Genomic DNA, 14,255 nt, shown 5'->3' with positions numbered 1-14,255 from the left:
ATTTGAATACCGATTAGCTTGACCTTTATTATCCCATATTTTCTTGTTAATGTTAAATCTTATGTCACTGCAAAAGTCGAGTAATTACAAAGCCACCAAAATCACCCCATTGATCAGAAGCCCAACCAATCCCTTTTGCTCCAATAGTTGAGCAAGTGAATCCTTTCTTCCCTTATATCTTATCATCTTTACCCCGTGCTTGCCTATACTCATCCGGGTGCTTTTGCAAAAAAATAGAGCTATCTTTTGTTAGCTCTAATGGGCTAATAGCGACCCTATTTGTTTATACTCAACAAGGTAAGTTGTTAATCAATGTGTTGGCGCGCGTTGTTCGGGCGTCACGGGCTGTTCTCAATTCAAGTTGAATTACGCCAGGTACTCAGATGTATTAAATTGTCAATAAATTGACAACTTTACATAAATATTATACCATATTACTATAATGGTGAAATAGGCAGTATTGAGAGGAAGTGGCCCCATGGCAAAACTCTACAAACTCGTGGTCACCGGCGCGTTTAATGCCGGAAAAACTACCTTCGTCAACACCCTCTCGGATCTGGTGACAGCCAATACCGATAAAGCAACCCAGCTCAAAACCGAAGCCAGAGTGAAACCAACCACCACGGTGGCCCTAGATTACGGGCAGGTCAAGCTTAATGGTGATTTGAAGGTCCATTTGTTTGGCACCCCCGGTCAAGCCCGTTTTGATTTTATGCATGACCTTTTGGCCGATGGCATGCACGGTTTTATCTTTCTGATTGACACCAGCGACCGAAAGGCGCTGAAGCAAGCCGGTGAGTTACTGACCTTGTTTAGAAACCGCAGCCAGGTCCCCTACCTCTTGGTGGCTAACAAAGCTGATTGCAAAGGTTTAAATAACGCCGAGATCAGAAAACGGCTCCAACTCCCCCAGCAGCAGCCCCTTGTCCCCTGCATCGCCACCGATAAACAATCTGTCCAGGCAGTGGTCAAACGCCTGGTCACCATGATTGAAGCTGCCTAGAGACCCGCCCCCAAATCAAGTTCACCTACGTTCCTCCTCAACCACTCTGCTCCGAACCGCATGGACCGCAACACAGCCTCACAGCCGTCCCCGGCCTCACCCACCACCACCATATTTTTACACCCTTTCAGCAACGAGGCAATCCCTTTTTGAAATAAAACGTGATCATCAACTAATAAATTCCGTAACGACTCGCCCATATTTATCTCTCTTTGCCGGCAGATAGTATACTAAAGGGCATCTGGCCTGTCAATTGACGTAAAAAGTAGGCTTTACCAGAATTTTTGAGCAGAAAACTGACCCCTCACCCTCATATTTATTGTTCAAGTGAGGCCCCGGTTCAGATCAGTAATAATGTCCGCGGGGTCTTCCAAACCTATGGAAAGACGGATAAGCCCATCATCTATCCCCACAGCGACTCGCTCTTTGGGGGTCAGGTGTTCGTGGGTGATGGTGGGCGGATGCATGCGGATGGTCCGGCCGGCGCCAAACGTAACTGCGTGAATCACCAGTTGCAGTTTGTCCACCACCTACGCTGCTCCCGGCATACCACCGGGAACCACAAAAGAAAGCAAGCCGCCTGCTCCCTTCATTTGTTTTTTAGTCAGGTGGTGCTGCGGATGATCCGGCAAGCCGGGATAATTGACGTGTTTCACCGGGGGATGATCGGCCAAAAACTTGGCCACTTTTGGGCATTGGTGCTGTGCCGCTCCAGGCGCAGGGAGAGCGCTTCTAAAAATTGCAGGGTGAGCCAAGCTTAATACAATTTCTGATTTAAAAGGCGGTTGTGAAGGCCGCAACAAACTTGCCCCACCATCAAGTCTCATATATGATATTTAAACATTATGGCTGATCTGGCGGAAACCATCATCAATCTAAACAGTATCACCTTTGCCTATCCCGGCGGGGCGACCATTTTTAAAAACTTCTCCTGGCAGGTCCGGCGCGGCGATATTTGGGCCATCATTGGGGCCAGCGGCTGTGGAAAGAGTACGCTACTTTACCTGATTGCCGGGCTACGCCGGCCCACCGGCGGCCAGGTATTGATAGACAACCGGCCTATCCTCCGGCCTCGCCCCAGGACCGGGCTTATCTTGCAGGATTATGGCTTGTTGCCCTGGGCCACGGTGTGGGATAATGCGGCCCTGGGCCTGGACATCCGCCGTTTTTATGGGCCGGATGGCAAACACACGCCGGTAGACGAACTCCTGACCGATAAAAAGAAGCGGGTGAACTATTGGCTGGAACGATTGGGCATCAACCACGTGGCCCAACAGTATCCCAATCAAATTTCCGGCGGCCAGCGCCAGCGCACCGCCATCGCCCGCACGCTGGTTCTCAACCCCGATTTACTGCTGATGGATGAACCTTTTGGGGCGTTGGACGCCCTGACCCGCGAAGATTTGCAGCGGCTCACCCTGGAGCTACGCGCCGAACGCAACTTGACCACGATCATCGTTACCCACAATATTGACGAGGCCGTTTTTATGGGCCAGAAGATTTTGGTGCTGGCGCAACCACCCACCACCGAGGCCATTGTGGTTGATAATCCACTGGCCGGGACACCTCACTTTCGAGAGCAGGCCGAATTTTTCCGGCGTTGTAATCGGCTGCGGGAGTTGCTGGGGGAACCAACGGCATGAAATGGCGGGAGTTGCTCATCGGGCTGGTCGCCACTTTTATCATCTGGCAAGGGTTGGCGATGCTGCTCAATCGGCATGTGTTCCCTCCTCCCATTGAAGTGATGGTGGTTTTTGTTCAACAAATCTGGGGCAGCCTGGGCCGCCACTTTCTGGTTTCAGCCTGGCGGGTCGTGGCGGCCATTGGCTTGGCCGTGCTGGTGGCCGTGCCCATTGGCCTGGGGCTGGGCCAAACGCCAACCCTGAACAAACTTTTCTCGCCCCTGATCTACATCGCCCATCCTATCCCCAAGATTGTGTTTTTGCCCATCATTCTTATTTTGCTGGGCGCGGGCGATATGAGCAAAATTTTTATTATTGGCATTATTCTGTTTTTTCAAATTTTGGTAGTGGTGCGGGATGAGGCGGCGCAACTGCGCCCGGAATTGATCCTGTCGGTGCGGTCCATTGGCGCGGGGCGGCGAGCGTTATTCCGCTTTGTTTATTTTCCGGCCACCATCCCCGCCGTGTTAACCGCGCTGCGTATCAGTGTGGGCACGGCCATTGCGGTGCTTTTTTTTGCCGAAAGTTTTGCCACCACTTCCGGCCTGGGATATTACATTTTGGTAGAAAGTTGGGGCGCTTTGCGGTATGCTCAAATGTATGCCGGGGTATTGGCCATGAGCCTGTTGGGGTTGATGCTTTACTTTTTAATTGACACCCTGGACCGGCGCCTGGCCCCGTGGCGCGAGGATGAGCGGCAATGATCAGGTTTCCCGCGCCTTGTTAACGCTGGGCAGGGTGAAGTAAAACACGCTGCCCTCCCCTACTTTGCTCTCGCAGCCTATTTGGCCGCCAAATCTGGTTACAATCCGCCGCACAATGGATAGGCCCAGGCCATATCCCCCGGCGCGAGTCCGGGTGAGACGGGTGAATTCGGTAAAGAGATGGGCCTGTTCTTCTTCCGTCAAGCCGGGGCCATTATCGCGCACCCAAAAGCGGATCATCCCATCAGAGCGTTCAGTGGCGCCCAATTGTAACCGGGGCGGGCGTCCGCCATACTTTAAGGCATTGCTAACGTAATTGGCCCATATTTCTTCCACCCAGGGAGTATGCCCCAACGCCACCGGCCAATATTCAGAAACCGTAATCTCGGCCTGGTATTCTTCAATTAAATAGGCCAATCGCTGCAATACTTCGGCAATAATGCGGGCCATATTGAGCGGTTTTAATTCTACTTTGGCCTTGCGGATGCCGGCCAACAATTCCAATTCTTCAATCACCGTGCTCATTTTTCGCCCGTTACGGGCCACGGCATTTAGATATTCTTGCAGCTCGTCCGGCAGCCGGGCATGCTCTTTTAATAAATCGGTATAACCGATAATCAGGGCCAGGGTATCGCGCAGGTTATGGCCTACGGTGTGGGCAAAGGCATCCAATTCTTCCATCAATTTTCGTTGGGCCTCCTCCGCCTCCCGCCGTCTGGCTTCCAGACGACGGTTATTAATGGCTACGGCAATTTGGCCGCATAAACCCATAAGCAATATTTGGTCCTCTTCATCCAGGCTGTTTATAGTATCATTTTGCACGTCAAGCACCCCCAACACCTGCTCTCCCAATTTGATAGGGGCCGCCAACTCCGACTTTGTTTCGGGCAGCAAAGGGTTGGGCAACCAGCTTCGTTCTTGCAAAACGTTGGTAATCAAAACCGGCTTGCCGGTGCGAGCAGCGCGAGCCACCAAGCTTTTGGTGGCGGCCAGGGGAATTTTGTGGCCGGCGTCCTTCATCTTCCGGCCGGCCTCGCCGGTGCCCTCCTGCATCACCAAATCGCCATTCTCCAGGGTGTACACGTGGGCGTGATAGTAGCCAAAGCGGGCTTGCACCAAATTGACCACCTGCTGGAACAGATCGTCCAAATTAGGAACCGCCGCAATCTCTTGCGCTACCTCGGTGACGGTTTGCACCTGGCGGGCGCGGCGTTTTAACATTTCTTGAATCTGTTTTTCTAATCGTTGGCGTTCGGCAATTTCCTCTTTCAAAAGCTCATTGGCTTTTGATAGTTCAGCCGTCCGTTCATTAACCCCCTTTTCCAATTCTGCATGGGCCTGGCGCGATGCCTCTTCCATCCGGTTGCGCTCAATGGCGTAACGAATAGATCGCTCCAGCAAAGCCGCATCAATTTCTTGTTTCACCAAATAATCCGCCGCCCCGGCCTGCATGGCGGCCAGATCTATCTGGTGATTACTATATCCGGTGAGCAAAATCAAAGGGGCGCGACAATCCTGGGCAATGGCTTTGCGGATAAGGTCTATGCCATCCTTTTCATCCAGCACGTAATCTATGAGATAAACGTCGTGCTGGTTGAGCGTAATCTGCTGCCAGGCGTCGGCATGGGTGGCGGCCCAATCTAAATCAAACTGGATACTTTTGATGCCGGCGAGCATATCCCGGGTCAGAATATAATCGTCTTCGTTATTGTCAACCAGCAATATCTTTAACCGGTCTTTGTCCATCGCGGTCTCAAAGCCCTTCAACTTTCAAAAGAGCACATTGGCCAACTTCCGGCGATATTCTCTGACCGCCGGGTCGTCTTCACCGATGATGGTAAACAGGGACAGCATGGCTTTACGCGCGCCGTCGTCCCGGAACTGCCGGTCAGAACGCACAATCTCTAAAAACTCTTCCAGCGCCTCAAGGTATCTTTCTTCTGCGGCCAACAGGCTGGCCAGCCGGTAACGGTTGGCCACATCAGCCGGGTTAGCTAGCAGTTTGGCCCGCAAATCAGGCTCGTTGTAACCGGCGGCTTCGTGTTGAAATTGCACTGTGGCTGCCAGCGCGTCTGCCTCGGTGCGTTCCGGCGCGCCGGCAGGGATGCCGTCTAAAACCGATAACCCTTCCTCTATCCGGCCCTGGTTTAACAAAACGCGGCCCAGGCCCAACATGGCCGGATAGTGATCGGGTTGTTCGGCCAGAGCCGCCTTGTAATTTTCAATGGCCATGGCCGGTTGGCCGGTTGTTTCCCACTCGTAACCCTGGCGGGCATACAAGTCGGCGGTAGAGGGCAGCAACTGCTCAATGAAATTACGCACCTGAGGTTCGGGCAACGCGCCGGTAAATTCGCCGGCCGCCTGACCATTTAAGAAGCCCTTAACGGCCGGGATACCTTGCACGCCGTATTGTCTGGCCAGATTGGGATTGTGATCTACATCCACTTTGGCTAAAATAAAAGCGCCCCGATATTCGGCGGCCAGTTTTTCCAGCACCGGCCCCAATATCCGGCAAGGGCCGCACCATTCCGCCCAAAAATCAACCACCACGGGCGTGGTTTGGGAACGTTCCACTACTTCGGCGGCAAACGTTTGTTCGTCAACCTCAACAACATAAGTGGCAGGCGTAGACCTTAACATCTTATCCTTTCTCAACATTATCCAATTTCTCCAGAGAAAGATTGTACCTCAAAAAGAGTTTACCGACAATCTGGAATTTCATTAATCGGGCCGCAGATGGCCCCTGGCCGGCTGGGACTGAAATCCTACTTAAAAAGCTTGACAATCTTAAAAATATTCCTTACGATATGGAGGATACCCCCACCGCATAACTATAAAGAAGTTATGATGTTTCAACAAGGTTCCTATCCAATGCTTCAGGGGTGGGATTGAGCATTCACTTCCCCAATAAAAGGGCAAATCATCTCAAGGAGAAAACGGGATGAGCAAAAAAGACCTCAAGGCTTTACAGGCCGAACTGGAACTGACTCAGAAAGAACTCAAGCTAACTTTTGCCATTGACCATATTCGAGACACCATTCCCGAACCGGCGGCTATGCTGACCAGTATTGTCAATATCCTGGCCGATGAATTGCAAACCGATCTGTGTTTGTTGGTCTTGCTGGATCAAGAAACCGGCAAACCGGAATTAAAGGCCGTTAACAACCGCAGCAAACAATTGGGGCGGTTGCAACAAGTTATTACCCGGGAATTGGCGGAACAGGCCAGCCAGCTTGATGGCGTGACCATCTGGCTGGCTGACGAAGTGTTGCCGCCAGCAGACCTGAAGCAATCCTGGGACAAATTGCAGTTGGCCGCCGTGCCAATTATTATGAACGAGCATGAACGGTTGGGCGCGTTATTGCTGGCCCGCGCCAAACCTCCTTTTAGCCCCGCTGAGATCGCGCTGCTCAAAACAGCCGAAGACCAGATCGACTCAGCCGTCATCCAGGGGTATGCCTATCATGAGTTGCAGCGTCGGGTTAAAGAGTTGGAAACCATCTACCGGATAGACCACATCCGCGACCAGAATCTTGCTTTTGACGAAATGCTCAATATTGTGCTCCAGGAATTGTGCCGCGTTATCCAGGCCGAGATGGGGTTTGTGATGCTCTACGACCGGGCCGGCAAACGGCTGGAATTACGCGCCGCCACCGACGAAGACCTTTTCCGGGTATCGGCCCATTACCAGGTGGTGGACCAGATAGCCAACGAATCGCTCCGGCGGGCCGAATTGGTCTGCCATAATGATTTGCGCGATGGTCTGAACTCGATGATGTGCATTCCTCTCATTCTCAACGACCAAATTATCGGCGTGTTGGGCGTGGGCAATCGCTACGGCGCGCAAGGTTTTGATTACGACGATTGCCGGTTATTGAACGCCATTGGCAGCCAGATGGACACCGCTATTTTTGAAAACCTGGAACAACACCGGCTGCGGCAGGTGCTGGGCCGTTCGGTAGACCCGCGCATTATGCAAAAGTTACTGACCAACCCTAACGTGGACTTTTTGAAAGGCGAACGTTCGGTGCTGACCGTGCTTTACGCCGACATTCGCGGCTCCACCCGCCTGGGCGAGCACACCGACCCCGAATTGTTTGTTGGCTTCATCAATCACTACCTGGGCCAGATGACAGAAATCATTCTCTCGCATGAGGGCACGCTGGACAAATTTGTAGGCGACGAGGTAATGGCCTTGTTTGGCGCACCCTTTCCTCAAGAAGACCACGCTTTACGCGCGGTTCGGGTAGGACTGGCGATGCAGTCTGCCCACCAGGTTGTGATGGACATCTGGCGTGAACGTGGAGTTGAGGCCGCGCCTATTGGCGTAGGCATTGCCACCGGCGAAATGATTGTGGGGGAGATGGGCTGCCCGCAACGGGCCGATTACACGGTAATTGGCAAGGCGGCCAATCTGGGATCACGTATTTGTGGGGTAACCCCGGGCGGACAGGTGTTCATCAGCCAAGAAACTTATGACCTGGTCAAAAACTCGGTAGAAGTCCAACCTATCACCGGACTACAATTCAAGGGCGTAGAGCGGGCCATTACAGTTTACCAGGTAAGGCGAGTAGTGGTCTAAAAAATATCATAGGCCAAACTCTGGACTATTTATACCACTTTATCTATGTAGAGAATGTGGTATAATTAACAGATAGGCAACCAAAAGCTTACCAGGGCTCAACAGATAAAAAAAGGACGCCAAACCGATAAGCTGCAAGGTCTCCCTAAAATTAACAAGGCCGTTGAGCAATGGACAACGATTATTACAGTATTGAAAAGACCCGCTATAAAGACACGCAAGCCCTGGTACAAAACCTTTATCACCACTTGCTTAACCTGGCCGACTCGCTCAAAGGGCGCCTGTCTTCCGCCGAAGAAGATACGTTGGCCAATCTGTTCCAGGTACACATGGACTTGCAAATGTTGCTGGATGAGCTGTCGCTCCGGCCCAGCGCCGTGCCCAAGCCTGCTCTTGATGGCGATGAAGTGCAAAGAATTGCCCATGCCCAGGCCATGCAATATGCTCGCGACCTCATCACGGCCATGCGCCAGAAAAGAGAACAACAACGCCGGCTTGAACTAACCTCGCAGCAACTGATTCGCGCCGAAAAATTGGCCACCGTGGGCCACATTGCGGCCAGCGTAGCCCACGAACTGGGCAATATTTTCACGCCCCTGCTTATGTACGCCAAACTGATTCACAAAGAAACCGCTGCCGACAAAAATTCAGAAGTGGCCGAATACGCCACCCACATCACCGAAATTGCCAACCGCGCCTCGGACATGCTGCGCCAGCTTGTGGACGCCTCCCGCAGCGAACCGGCCAAAATGGTGCCCCTGGACCTGAGCAAAATAATCCAAAATACATTTACCCTATTTGCTCCCCGGATCAAAAAACAGAGAATTAACGTTGAGCAGCGCCAGCCCAAAAACCTGCCCCTGGTAATGGGCCGGCCAGACCAACTGGAACAGGTGTTTATCAATCTTATGCTTAATGCTTTTGACGCCATGCCCAAGGGCGGCGATTTTATCATCACCCTGGTCTCAAACCACCAGGAAACCGATGACCAGATTGGGCCTGAATTTGTGACCGTGCATGTCAAAGATACCGGCGCGGGTATTCCTCCAGAAAATATCAGCCTTCTCTTTGAACCTTTTTTTACCACCAAAGCCAAAGGAGCCGGTTCCGGTTTGGGCCTTTTTGTCACTCATCTCATTATCAACCAGCATGGCGGTGTGATTGAAGTGGAAAGTGAATTGGGCGCAGGCACAACTTTTATCCTAAAATTGCCCACGGCCAAAAAACAGGAGAAACCGAATGTCAATTAAGGTTTTTATTATTGACGACGATTTTTTTGTTCGTCAAGCCACCACCAGTTTGCTGACTAAAGACGAACGCACCGAAGTTATTGATTCGGCCTCAAAGCCGGCCGAGGCCCTGGCCAAACTCAAAACTGCCAAAACCCTGCCCGACATCATCCTGTTAGATATGGACTTCAAACATGCCCAGGAAAGCGGCCTGCAAGCCATTGCCCCGCTGAAACAGGCGTTTCCCGAAATCGGCATCCTGATTTTTTCAATGAGCCGGGACGAAGAGTTAATTTTAAAAGCCATGCAAGCCGGGGCCGACGGTTATATCTGGAAAAATGACGCGGCCGAAGGGTTGGGCAGCGCCATTGAGCGCGTCGAGGAGGGCAATTTTGTAGTTACCGAGTCGGTGGCCCGGCTGATTTTTGGCAAAGTGAGCGGCCTGTTGGGCAACCGTCCCGCCGAAATCTTGCCCGAGGGGAAACGCTACGAGGATTTGACCCGGCGCGTGGAACAGGTGATGCGGCTTTTTTGTATTGATGGCATGTCGGCCTCTGAAATTGCCGACGCCCTCCACATTTCCGAAAGCACCGTCCGGGGCCATATCAAAACCGGCTACGAAATTGTCGGCGCTACCAGCCGCCACCAGGCGTTTCAAAAATTAATTGCCAGGGCAGACGAGTGAGGACTGAGGAAGGAGGATTAATGGCCATGCGTGAAGTAGCAAATGACAAATTGAGGGGCAGCCCATTCTATTTGTTCATTTGCTATTCGCCCCCCTAGGGAGCATAAAAATGAGCGACGAAAATTCAAACCAGGCCGAGCAGCAGGCTTATGCCCAGGCCAAAAAGTATGGCGAAGAACTGGCCCGCCTCTACGCCGAAGAGAAAACCCGGCGCAAAGAGTTGGAAACAACCACCCAAAAATTGCAGGCCATTTTTGATACTGCCCCCAACGCTCTGGCCGTGGTTGACAACGATTTAACAGTGGTTGAGGCCAATCCCCGCTTCCAGTTTTTATTTGAACAAACAAATGATTACATTGGCCGGCCCTTAACCGACTTTTTGCCGGCAGAACCGTTACAACAAACAATCCAGGCCATTGAAGCCGGATCGGCCAATTTTGGCAGCGTTGAAGTGGAAATCACCGCACCAATGCCCCGCACCTTGTTGGTGGCTTTGGCCGCCTTGAGCAGCGGGCCGGGTTGGGTTTTGATCTTTCACGATCTCACCGAGCGCAAACGCCTGGAAGGTTTAAAGGACGAATTCGTCAACATTGCGGCGCACGAATTACGCACCCCCCTGGGCGGCGTGATGGGGTTTGTGAGCGTCTTGCGCGAGAGTTTACAAGAGTATAATGACCCCATCGTGCTGCACATTTCAGACCTGATTCTGGAATCAACCGAACGCCTGAAATCAATCATTGACGAACTGGTAGATTTTGCCACCGCCCAACGGAATACCCAGGATGGGTTGCATATTGTTGACATCAACGTCAACTGGCTTCTGCAAAAATCTATAAAATATTTAGATAAACAAATAAAAGACCGAGACATCACCTGCCATATTGAGTTGCCAACCCCCTTACTGACCATCCGCGGCGACCAATTCATCTTAAGTGAAGTTATCTATCAACTCCTAAAAAACGCCGTTATCTTCAATAAGCCGGGCGGGCAAATTATCATCAGAGTGCAGCGTTTGCCCCTGACCGGCATAACCCCAAACGTGAAAGATAATAATAAAGAAGAAGCAACGATTATTGAAATTGAAGATACCGGTATTGGCATTCCCCAAACCGATTTGGAAAAAATCTTTGATAAATTTTATCAAATTGAAGAACATCTGACCCGCAACGTGGGCGGTTTGGGTTTGGGGCTAACCATTGCCCGGCAGGGGGTAGAACAACACAACGGCCAACTGACGGTGACCAGCAAGTTAGGTCAGGGCAGTGTTTTTCGTATGGTGCTGCCGCCTATTACCCGGTTAAAAGATGTTTCTATTGACAACCGGCCCGATGTGGCCCATCAACAAACCCTGGCTTATGCCAAAGATATGGCCCGCGCTGTTGCAGCCCAACTTAAAATGAAAAAGAAATTGGCGCAAATTGAAACTCTAACTACCACTTTAACCCAAACCCTTGATCTGCTTCAGGCTACCGTGCCGGGCGGCCTGGCTTATGCCAGCACGCTCAGTCAGATGCAGAATATTGCCCGGGAGTTACTGGAACTATCGCAACAAACCGGTGAATGAATACAAAGGATATGAGCGCCAATTTTGATTTGACCAAACAAGCTCGCTTTTTTACCCTCTCGCTCGACCTGCTGTGTGTGGCCGGTTTTGATGGTTATTTTAAGCATTTAAATCCCGCCTGGGCGCAAACAACCGGCTTTACGCTTGAGGAATTAAAGGCCAAACCCTTTATTGAATTTGTCCATCCCGATGACCACCAGGCCACTGTGGCTGAAACGGCAAAGCTGGTCACAGGAAGGGGCGAAACTATCTACTTTGAGAATCGTTATATCTGCAAAAACGGCTCAATCAAATGGCTTTTGTGGAACGCTACTTCCTTTCCCGCCGAAGAGTTAATTTATGCCATTGCCCGCGACGTGACCCGGTACAAACAAACTGAGCAGGCCCTGCAATACCGCGTAGAGTTTGAAAAACTTATCACGGCGCTATCCACGGACTTCATCAATTTGACTCCAGATGAGATTGATAACGGCATAAACCAGGCTCTGCAAACCATTGCCCAACTGGCCGGGGTTGACCGCAGTTACATCTTCATCTTGGCCGAAGACGGGCACTCAATGGATAATACCCACGAATGGTGCGCCGAGGGCATTGAGCCGCAAATACAAAAATTGCAGGGTTTGGCGCTTGCCGACTTTCCCTGGTTTGCCCAAAAGATCAAGAACCTGGAGATTATTCACGTGCCCCGTGTGGCTGATTTGCCGGATGAGGCCCGCCTGGCGCAAGCAAAACTTCAGGCCCTGGGCATTCAATCCATTATCAATATTCCTATGCTTCATCGCGGCAGCCTGGTTGGATTTTTTGGGTTTGATACGTTAAAAACAGAAAAAGCCTGGGGAACTGAAGAAATCAACCTGCTCAAAGTTGTGGCCGAAATGCTGGTCAATGCCCTGGAACGTAAGCAAGTGGAACAGCGTGAGGCCCTGGCCTATGAGTTTGGCCGGCAACTCACCACCCTGTTGGACCCGGATATTCTGCTCTCTGAAATTGTGCATCGTTTGCAAAAAGTTTTTGGTTATTACCACGCCCACGTTTACCTGTTCAACAAAACCTTTCCCCAATCCGCCCATCCTTTTGGCGAGGATGAAGCATTGCTGGTAATGCGCGAAGGCACCGGCCAGGCCGGCCTGGAAATGAAACGGCAGGGCCATGCCATTCCGCTGCAAGCCACCCAAAGCCTGGTGGCCCGCGCGGCCCGCGCGCTTGAACCGGTCATCGTCAACAACGTTAGCCAGGACCCCCATCACCTGCCCAACGTGCTGCTGCCCGACACTCGCTCCGAGGCAGCCATTCCTCTCTTTCTCGGCCAGCGCCTTATTGGCGTGCTCGATGTGCAACATTCGCTGGTTGATCATTTTGACCCGGAAGAGATTCGCACCTTACAAATTGTAGCCAATCAACTTTCCATTGCCCTTTCCAATGCCCGGCTTTTTGAAGAAAATGCCCAACGATTGGCCATTATCGAAAACGCTTCTAACCTCATTGCCCTGATTAGCCTGGAAGAGCGCCTGGTAATTTACATCAACCAGGCGGGCGCCCAATTGACCGGCCATAATGCGCCAGAAGAGATGATTGGACAGCCATTGGCCCATTTTTACCCACCGGAAGCGTTAAAGCGTGTTGAAAAAGAAGGTCTGTTTGTAGCCGCCGAGCAGGGAATATGGCGCGGCGAGAGTTGTTTGCGCCGCCTAAACGGTGACGACCCGGTGCCGGTTGACCAAACCATATTTCTGATTTGTGACGAACACGACCAGCCCCAAACCTGGGCCACTATCATGACCGACATTACCGAACGCAAACGTGCGGAAGAAGCTTTACAAAAAATAAATGAAGAATTAGAAGCCCGGGTGGCTGCACGCACCGCTGAACTCAGCCAAACCAACGCCGATCTTGTCCACGAAATTGCCGAACGCAAACAGATAGAGGCCGCCCTGATCCGGCAAACCCAGGAACTGGCCCGTTCCAATGCCGAATTGGAACAATTTGCTTATGTGTCCTCCCACGATTTACAAGAACCGCTGCGAATGGTCACCAGCTACGTGCAACTGTTGGCGCGGCGTTACCGGGGGCAGCTCGACAACGATGCTGATGAATTTATTGCCTACGCCGTAGACGGGGCCAGCCGCATGCAGCAATTGATTAACGATCTGCTGGCCTATTCCCGGGTGGGTACCCGGGGCAAAGATTTTGCCCCAACCGACTGCCAGGCTACGCTTGAGTATACGCTGCGTAATCTCCAACCCGTTATTCAGGAATGTGGCGCCACCATAACCCGTGATGCCTTGCCTACAGTGATGGCTGATAGTTTACAACTGGCCCAGCTTTTTCAAAATTTAATTGGCAATGCCCTCAAATTTCGCAGCCAGGAACCGCCCCGGATTCACATTTCGGCAGAAAAAAATCACCACGGCGCGGCCGATGAATGGCTTTTTTCTGTAGCCGATAATGGCATTGGCCTTGAACCGGAGTACGCCGAACGCATTTTTATCATCTTCCAACGTTTACACAACCGGGAAGAGTATTCCGGCACCGGCATTGGCCTGGCAGTGTGCAAAAAAATTGTCGAGCGTCATCATGGACGGATCTGGGTAGAATCGCAGGCCGGCGCGGGAGCCACCTTTTACTTCACCTTACCGGCTATGAAAGGTCAATAATGTCTATGTTCCAGTCAAAACCCGGCGAACCTGTTGAAATCTTGTTGGTAGAAGATAATCCCGGCGATGTGCGGCTCACGCAAGAAGCCTTCAAAGAGGGCAAAGTTTACAACAATCTCAGTGTTGTGGGCGATGGGGTGGAGGCGCTGGCT

At 51.7% G+C, this 14,255-nt stretch carries 12 protein-coding genes; 8 read left to right on the top strand and 4 right to left on the bottom strand.

The annotated features are described in order from the left end of the window. Positions 1 to 478: 478 nt before the first annotated feature. Positions 479 to 1,003 (top strand): GTP-binding protein, encoded by a 525-nt coding sequence (locus tag JW953_22515; protein MBN1995478.1) that lies wholly within the window; start codon positions 479 to 481, stop codon positions 1,001 to 1,003. A gap of 323 nt (positions 1,004 to 1,326) precedes the next feature. Here the strand turns inward: JW953_22515 and JW953_22510 are convergent, their stop codons facing one another. Both JW953_22510 and JW953_22505 read right to left on the bottom strand, forming a co-directional pair. Beyond that, the gene (locus JW953_22510; protein MBN1995477.1) at positions 1,327 to 1,530 is read right to left on the bottom strand and encodes a PLP-dependent transferase; all 204 of its coding nucleotides are present in this window, start codon (positions 1,528 to 1,530) and stop codon (positions 1,327 to 1,329) included. 3 nt (positions 1,531 to 1,533) lie between these two features. Continuing rightward, entirely contained in the window at positions 1,534 to 1,689 is a 156-nt protein-coding gene (locus JW953_22505; GenBank protein ID MBN1995476.1) for a PLP-dependent transferase, read from the bottom strand. A 159-nt stretch (positions 1,690 to 1,848) separates the two neighbouring features. Between JW953_22505 and JW953_22500 the strand changes: the two genes are divergently transcribed. Beyond that, positions 1,849 to 2,646, top strand: coding sequence for an ABC transporter ATP-binding protein (locus tag JW953_22500; GenBank protein MBN1995475.1), 798 nt, complete (start codon positions 1,849 to 1,851; stop codon positions 2,644 to 2,646). Then, the gene (locus JW953_22495) at positions 2,643 to 3,389 is read left to right on the top strand and encodes an ABC transporter permease (protein ID MBN1995474.1); all 747 of its coding nucleotides are present in this window, start codon (positions 2,643 to 2,645) and stop codon (positions 3,387 to 3,389) included. Before JW953_22500 ends, JW953_22495 begins: the two co-directional genes overlap by 4 nt. On the opposite strand, the gene JW953_22490 is transcribed toward JW953_22495, so the two are convergent. Then, complete coding sequence (locus JW953_22490) at positions 3,390 to 5,135, bottom strand: GAF domain-containing protein (GenBank protein MBN1995473.1); 1,746 nt, start codon at positions 5,133 to 5,135, stop codon at positions 3,390 to 3,392. Between the two features lie 24 nt (positions 5,136 to 5,159). After that, entirely contained in the window at positions 5,160 to 6,047 is an 888-nt protein-coding gene (locus tag JW953_22485; GenBank protein ID MBN1995472.1) for a co-chaperone YbbN, read from the bottom strand. 283 nt (positions 6,048 to 6,330) lie between these two features. On the opposite strand from JW953_22485, the gene JW953_22480 reads away from it, so the two are divergent. The 5 genes from JW953_22480 (at position 6,331) to JW953_22460 (ending at position 14,103) form a co-directional block, all read left to right on the top strand. Next, positions 6,331 to 7,971, top strand: a complete 1,641-nt coding sequence (locus JW953_22480) for a GAF domain-containing protein (GenBank protein MBN1995471.1) — start codon at positions 6,331 to 6,333, stop codon at positions 7,969 to 7,971. 170 nt (positions 7,972 to 8,141) lie between these two features. Beyond that, on the top strand, positions 8,142 to 9,221 hold the full coding sequence (locus tag JW953_22475; GenBank protein MBN1995470.1) for a hypothetical protein: 1,080 nt from the start codon (positions 8,142 to 8,144) through the stop codon (positions 9,219 to 9,221). Beyond that, positions 9,211 to 9,885, top strand: coding sequence for a response regulator transcription factor (locus tag JW953_22470; protein ID MBN1995469.1), 675 nt, complete (start codon positions 9,211 to 9,213; stop codon positions 9,883 to 9,885). The genes JW953_22475 and JW953_22470 overlap by 11 nt, the downstream gene beginning before the upstream one ends. A 109-nt stretch (positions 9,886 to 9,994) precedes the next feature. Further along, on the top strand, positions 9,995 to 11,449 hold the full coding sequence (locus JW953_22465) for a PAS domain-containing protein (protein ID MBN1995468.1): 1,455 nt from the start codon (positions 9,995 to 9,997) through the stop codon (positions 11,447 to 11,449). Positions 11,450 to 11,460: 11 nt separating this feature from the next. Further along, entirely contained in the window at positions 11,461 to 14,103 is a 2,643-nt protein-coding gene (locus JW953_22460; GenBank protein ID MBN1995467.1) for a PAS domain S-box protein, read from the top strand. Positions 14,104 to 14,255 lie beyond the last annotated feature (152 nt).

It is taken from the genome of Anaerolineae bacterium, assembly GCA_016931895.1.
In the GTDB taxonomy this organism is placed as follows: Bacteria; Chloroflexota; Anaerolineae; order 4572-78; family J111; genus JAFGNV01.
Note: the sequence above shows the minus strand (reverse complement) of the source record. Positions and strands in the feature narration are given on the sequence as shown.

Bases quoted from the DNA above. Each gene is read 5' to 3' on its own strand.
- JW953_22500 (MBN1995475.1), top strand. From the start codon at position 1,849: ATGGCTGATCTGGCGGAAACCATCATCAATCTAAACAGTATCACCTTT.
- JW953_22490 (MBN1995473.1), bottom strand. From the start codon at position 5,135: ATGGACAAAGACCGGTTAAAGATATTGCTGGTTGACAATAACGAAGAC.
- JW953_22485 (MBN1995472.1), bottom strand. From the start codon at position 6,047: ATGTTGAGAAAGGATAAGATGTTAAGGTCTACGCCTGCCACTTATGTT.
- JW953_22475 (MBN1995470.1), top strand. From the start codon at position 8,142: ATGGACAACGATTATTACAGTATTGAAAAGACCCGCTATAAAGACACG.
- JW953_22465 (MBN1995468.1), top strand. From the start codon at position 9,995: ATGAGCGACGAAAATTCAAACCAGGCCGAGCAGCAGGCTTATGCCCAG.
- JW953_22460 (MBN1995467.1), top strand. From the start codon at position 11,461: ATGAGCGCCAATTTTGATTTGACCAAACAAGCTCGCTTTTTTACCCTC.
- JW953_22495 (MBN1995474.1), top strand. From the start codon at position 2,643: ATGAAATGGCGGGAGTTGCTCATCGGGCTGGTCGCCACTTTTATCATC.
- JW953_22515 (MBN1995478.1), top strand. From the start codon at position 479: ATGGCAAAACTCTACAAACTCGTGGTCACCGGCGCGTTTAATGCCGGA.
- JW953_22470 (MBN1995469.1), top strand. From the start codon at position 9,211: ATGTCAATTAAGGTTTTTATTATTGACGACGATTTTTTTGTTCGTCAA.
- JW953_22480 (MBN1995471.1), top strand. From the start codon at position 6,331: ATGAGCAAAAAAGACCTCAAGGCTTTACAGGCCGAACTGGAACTGACT.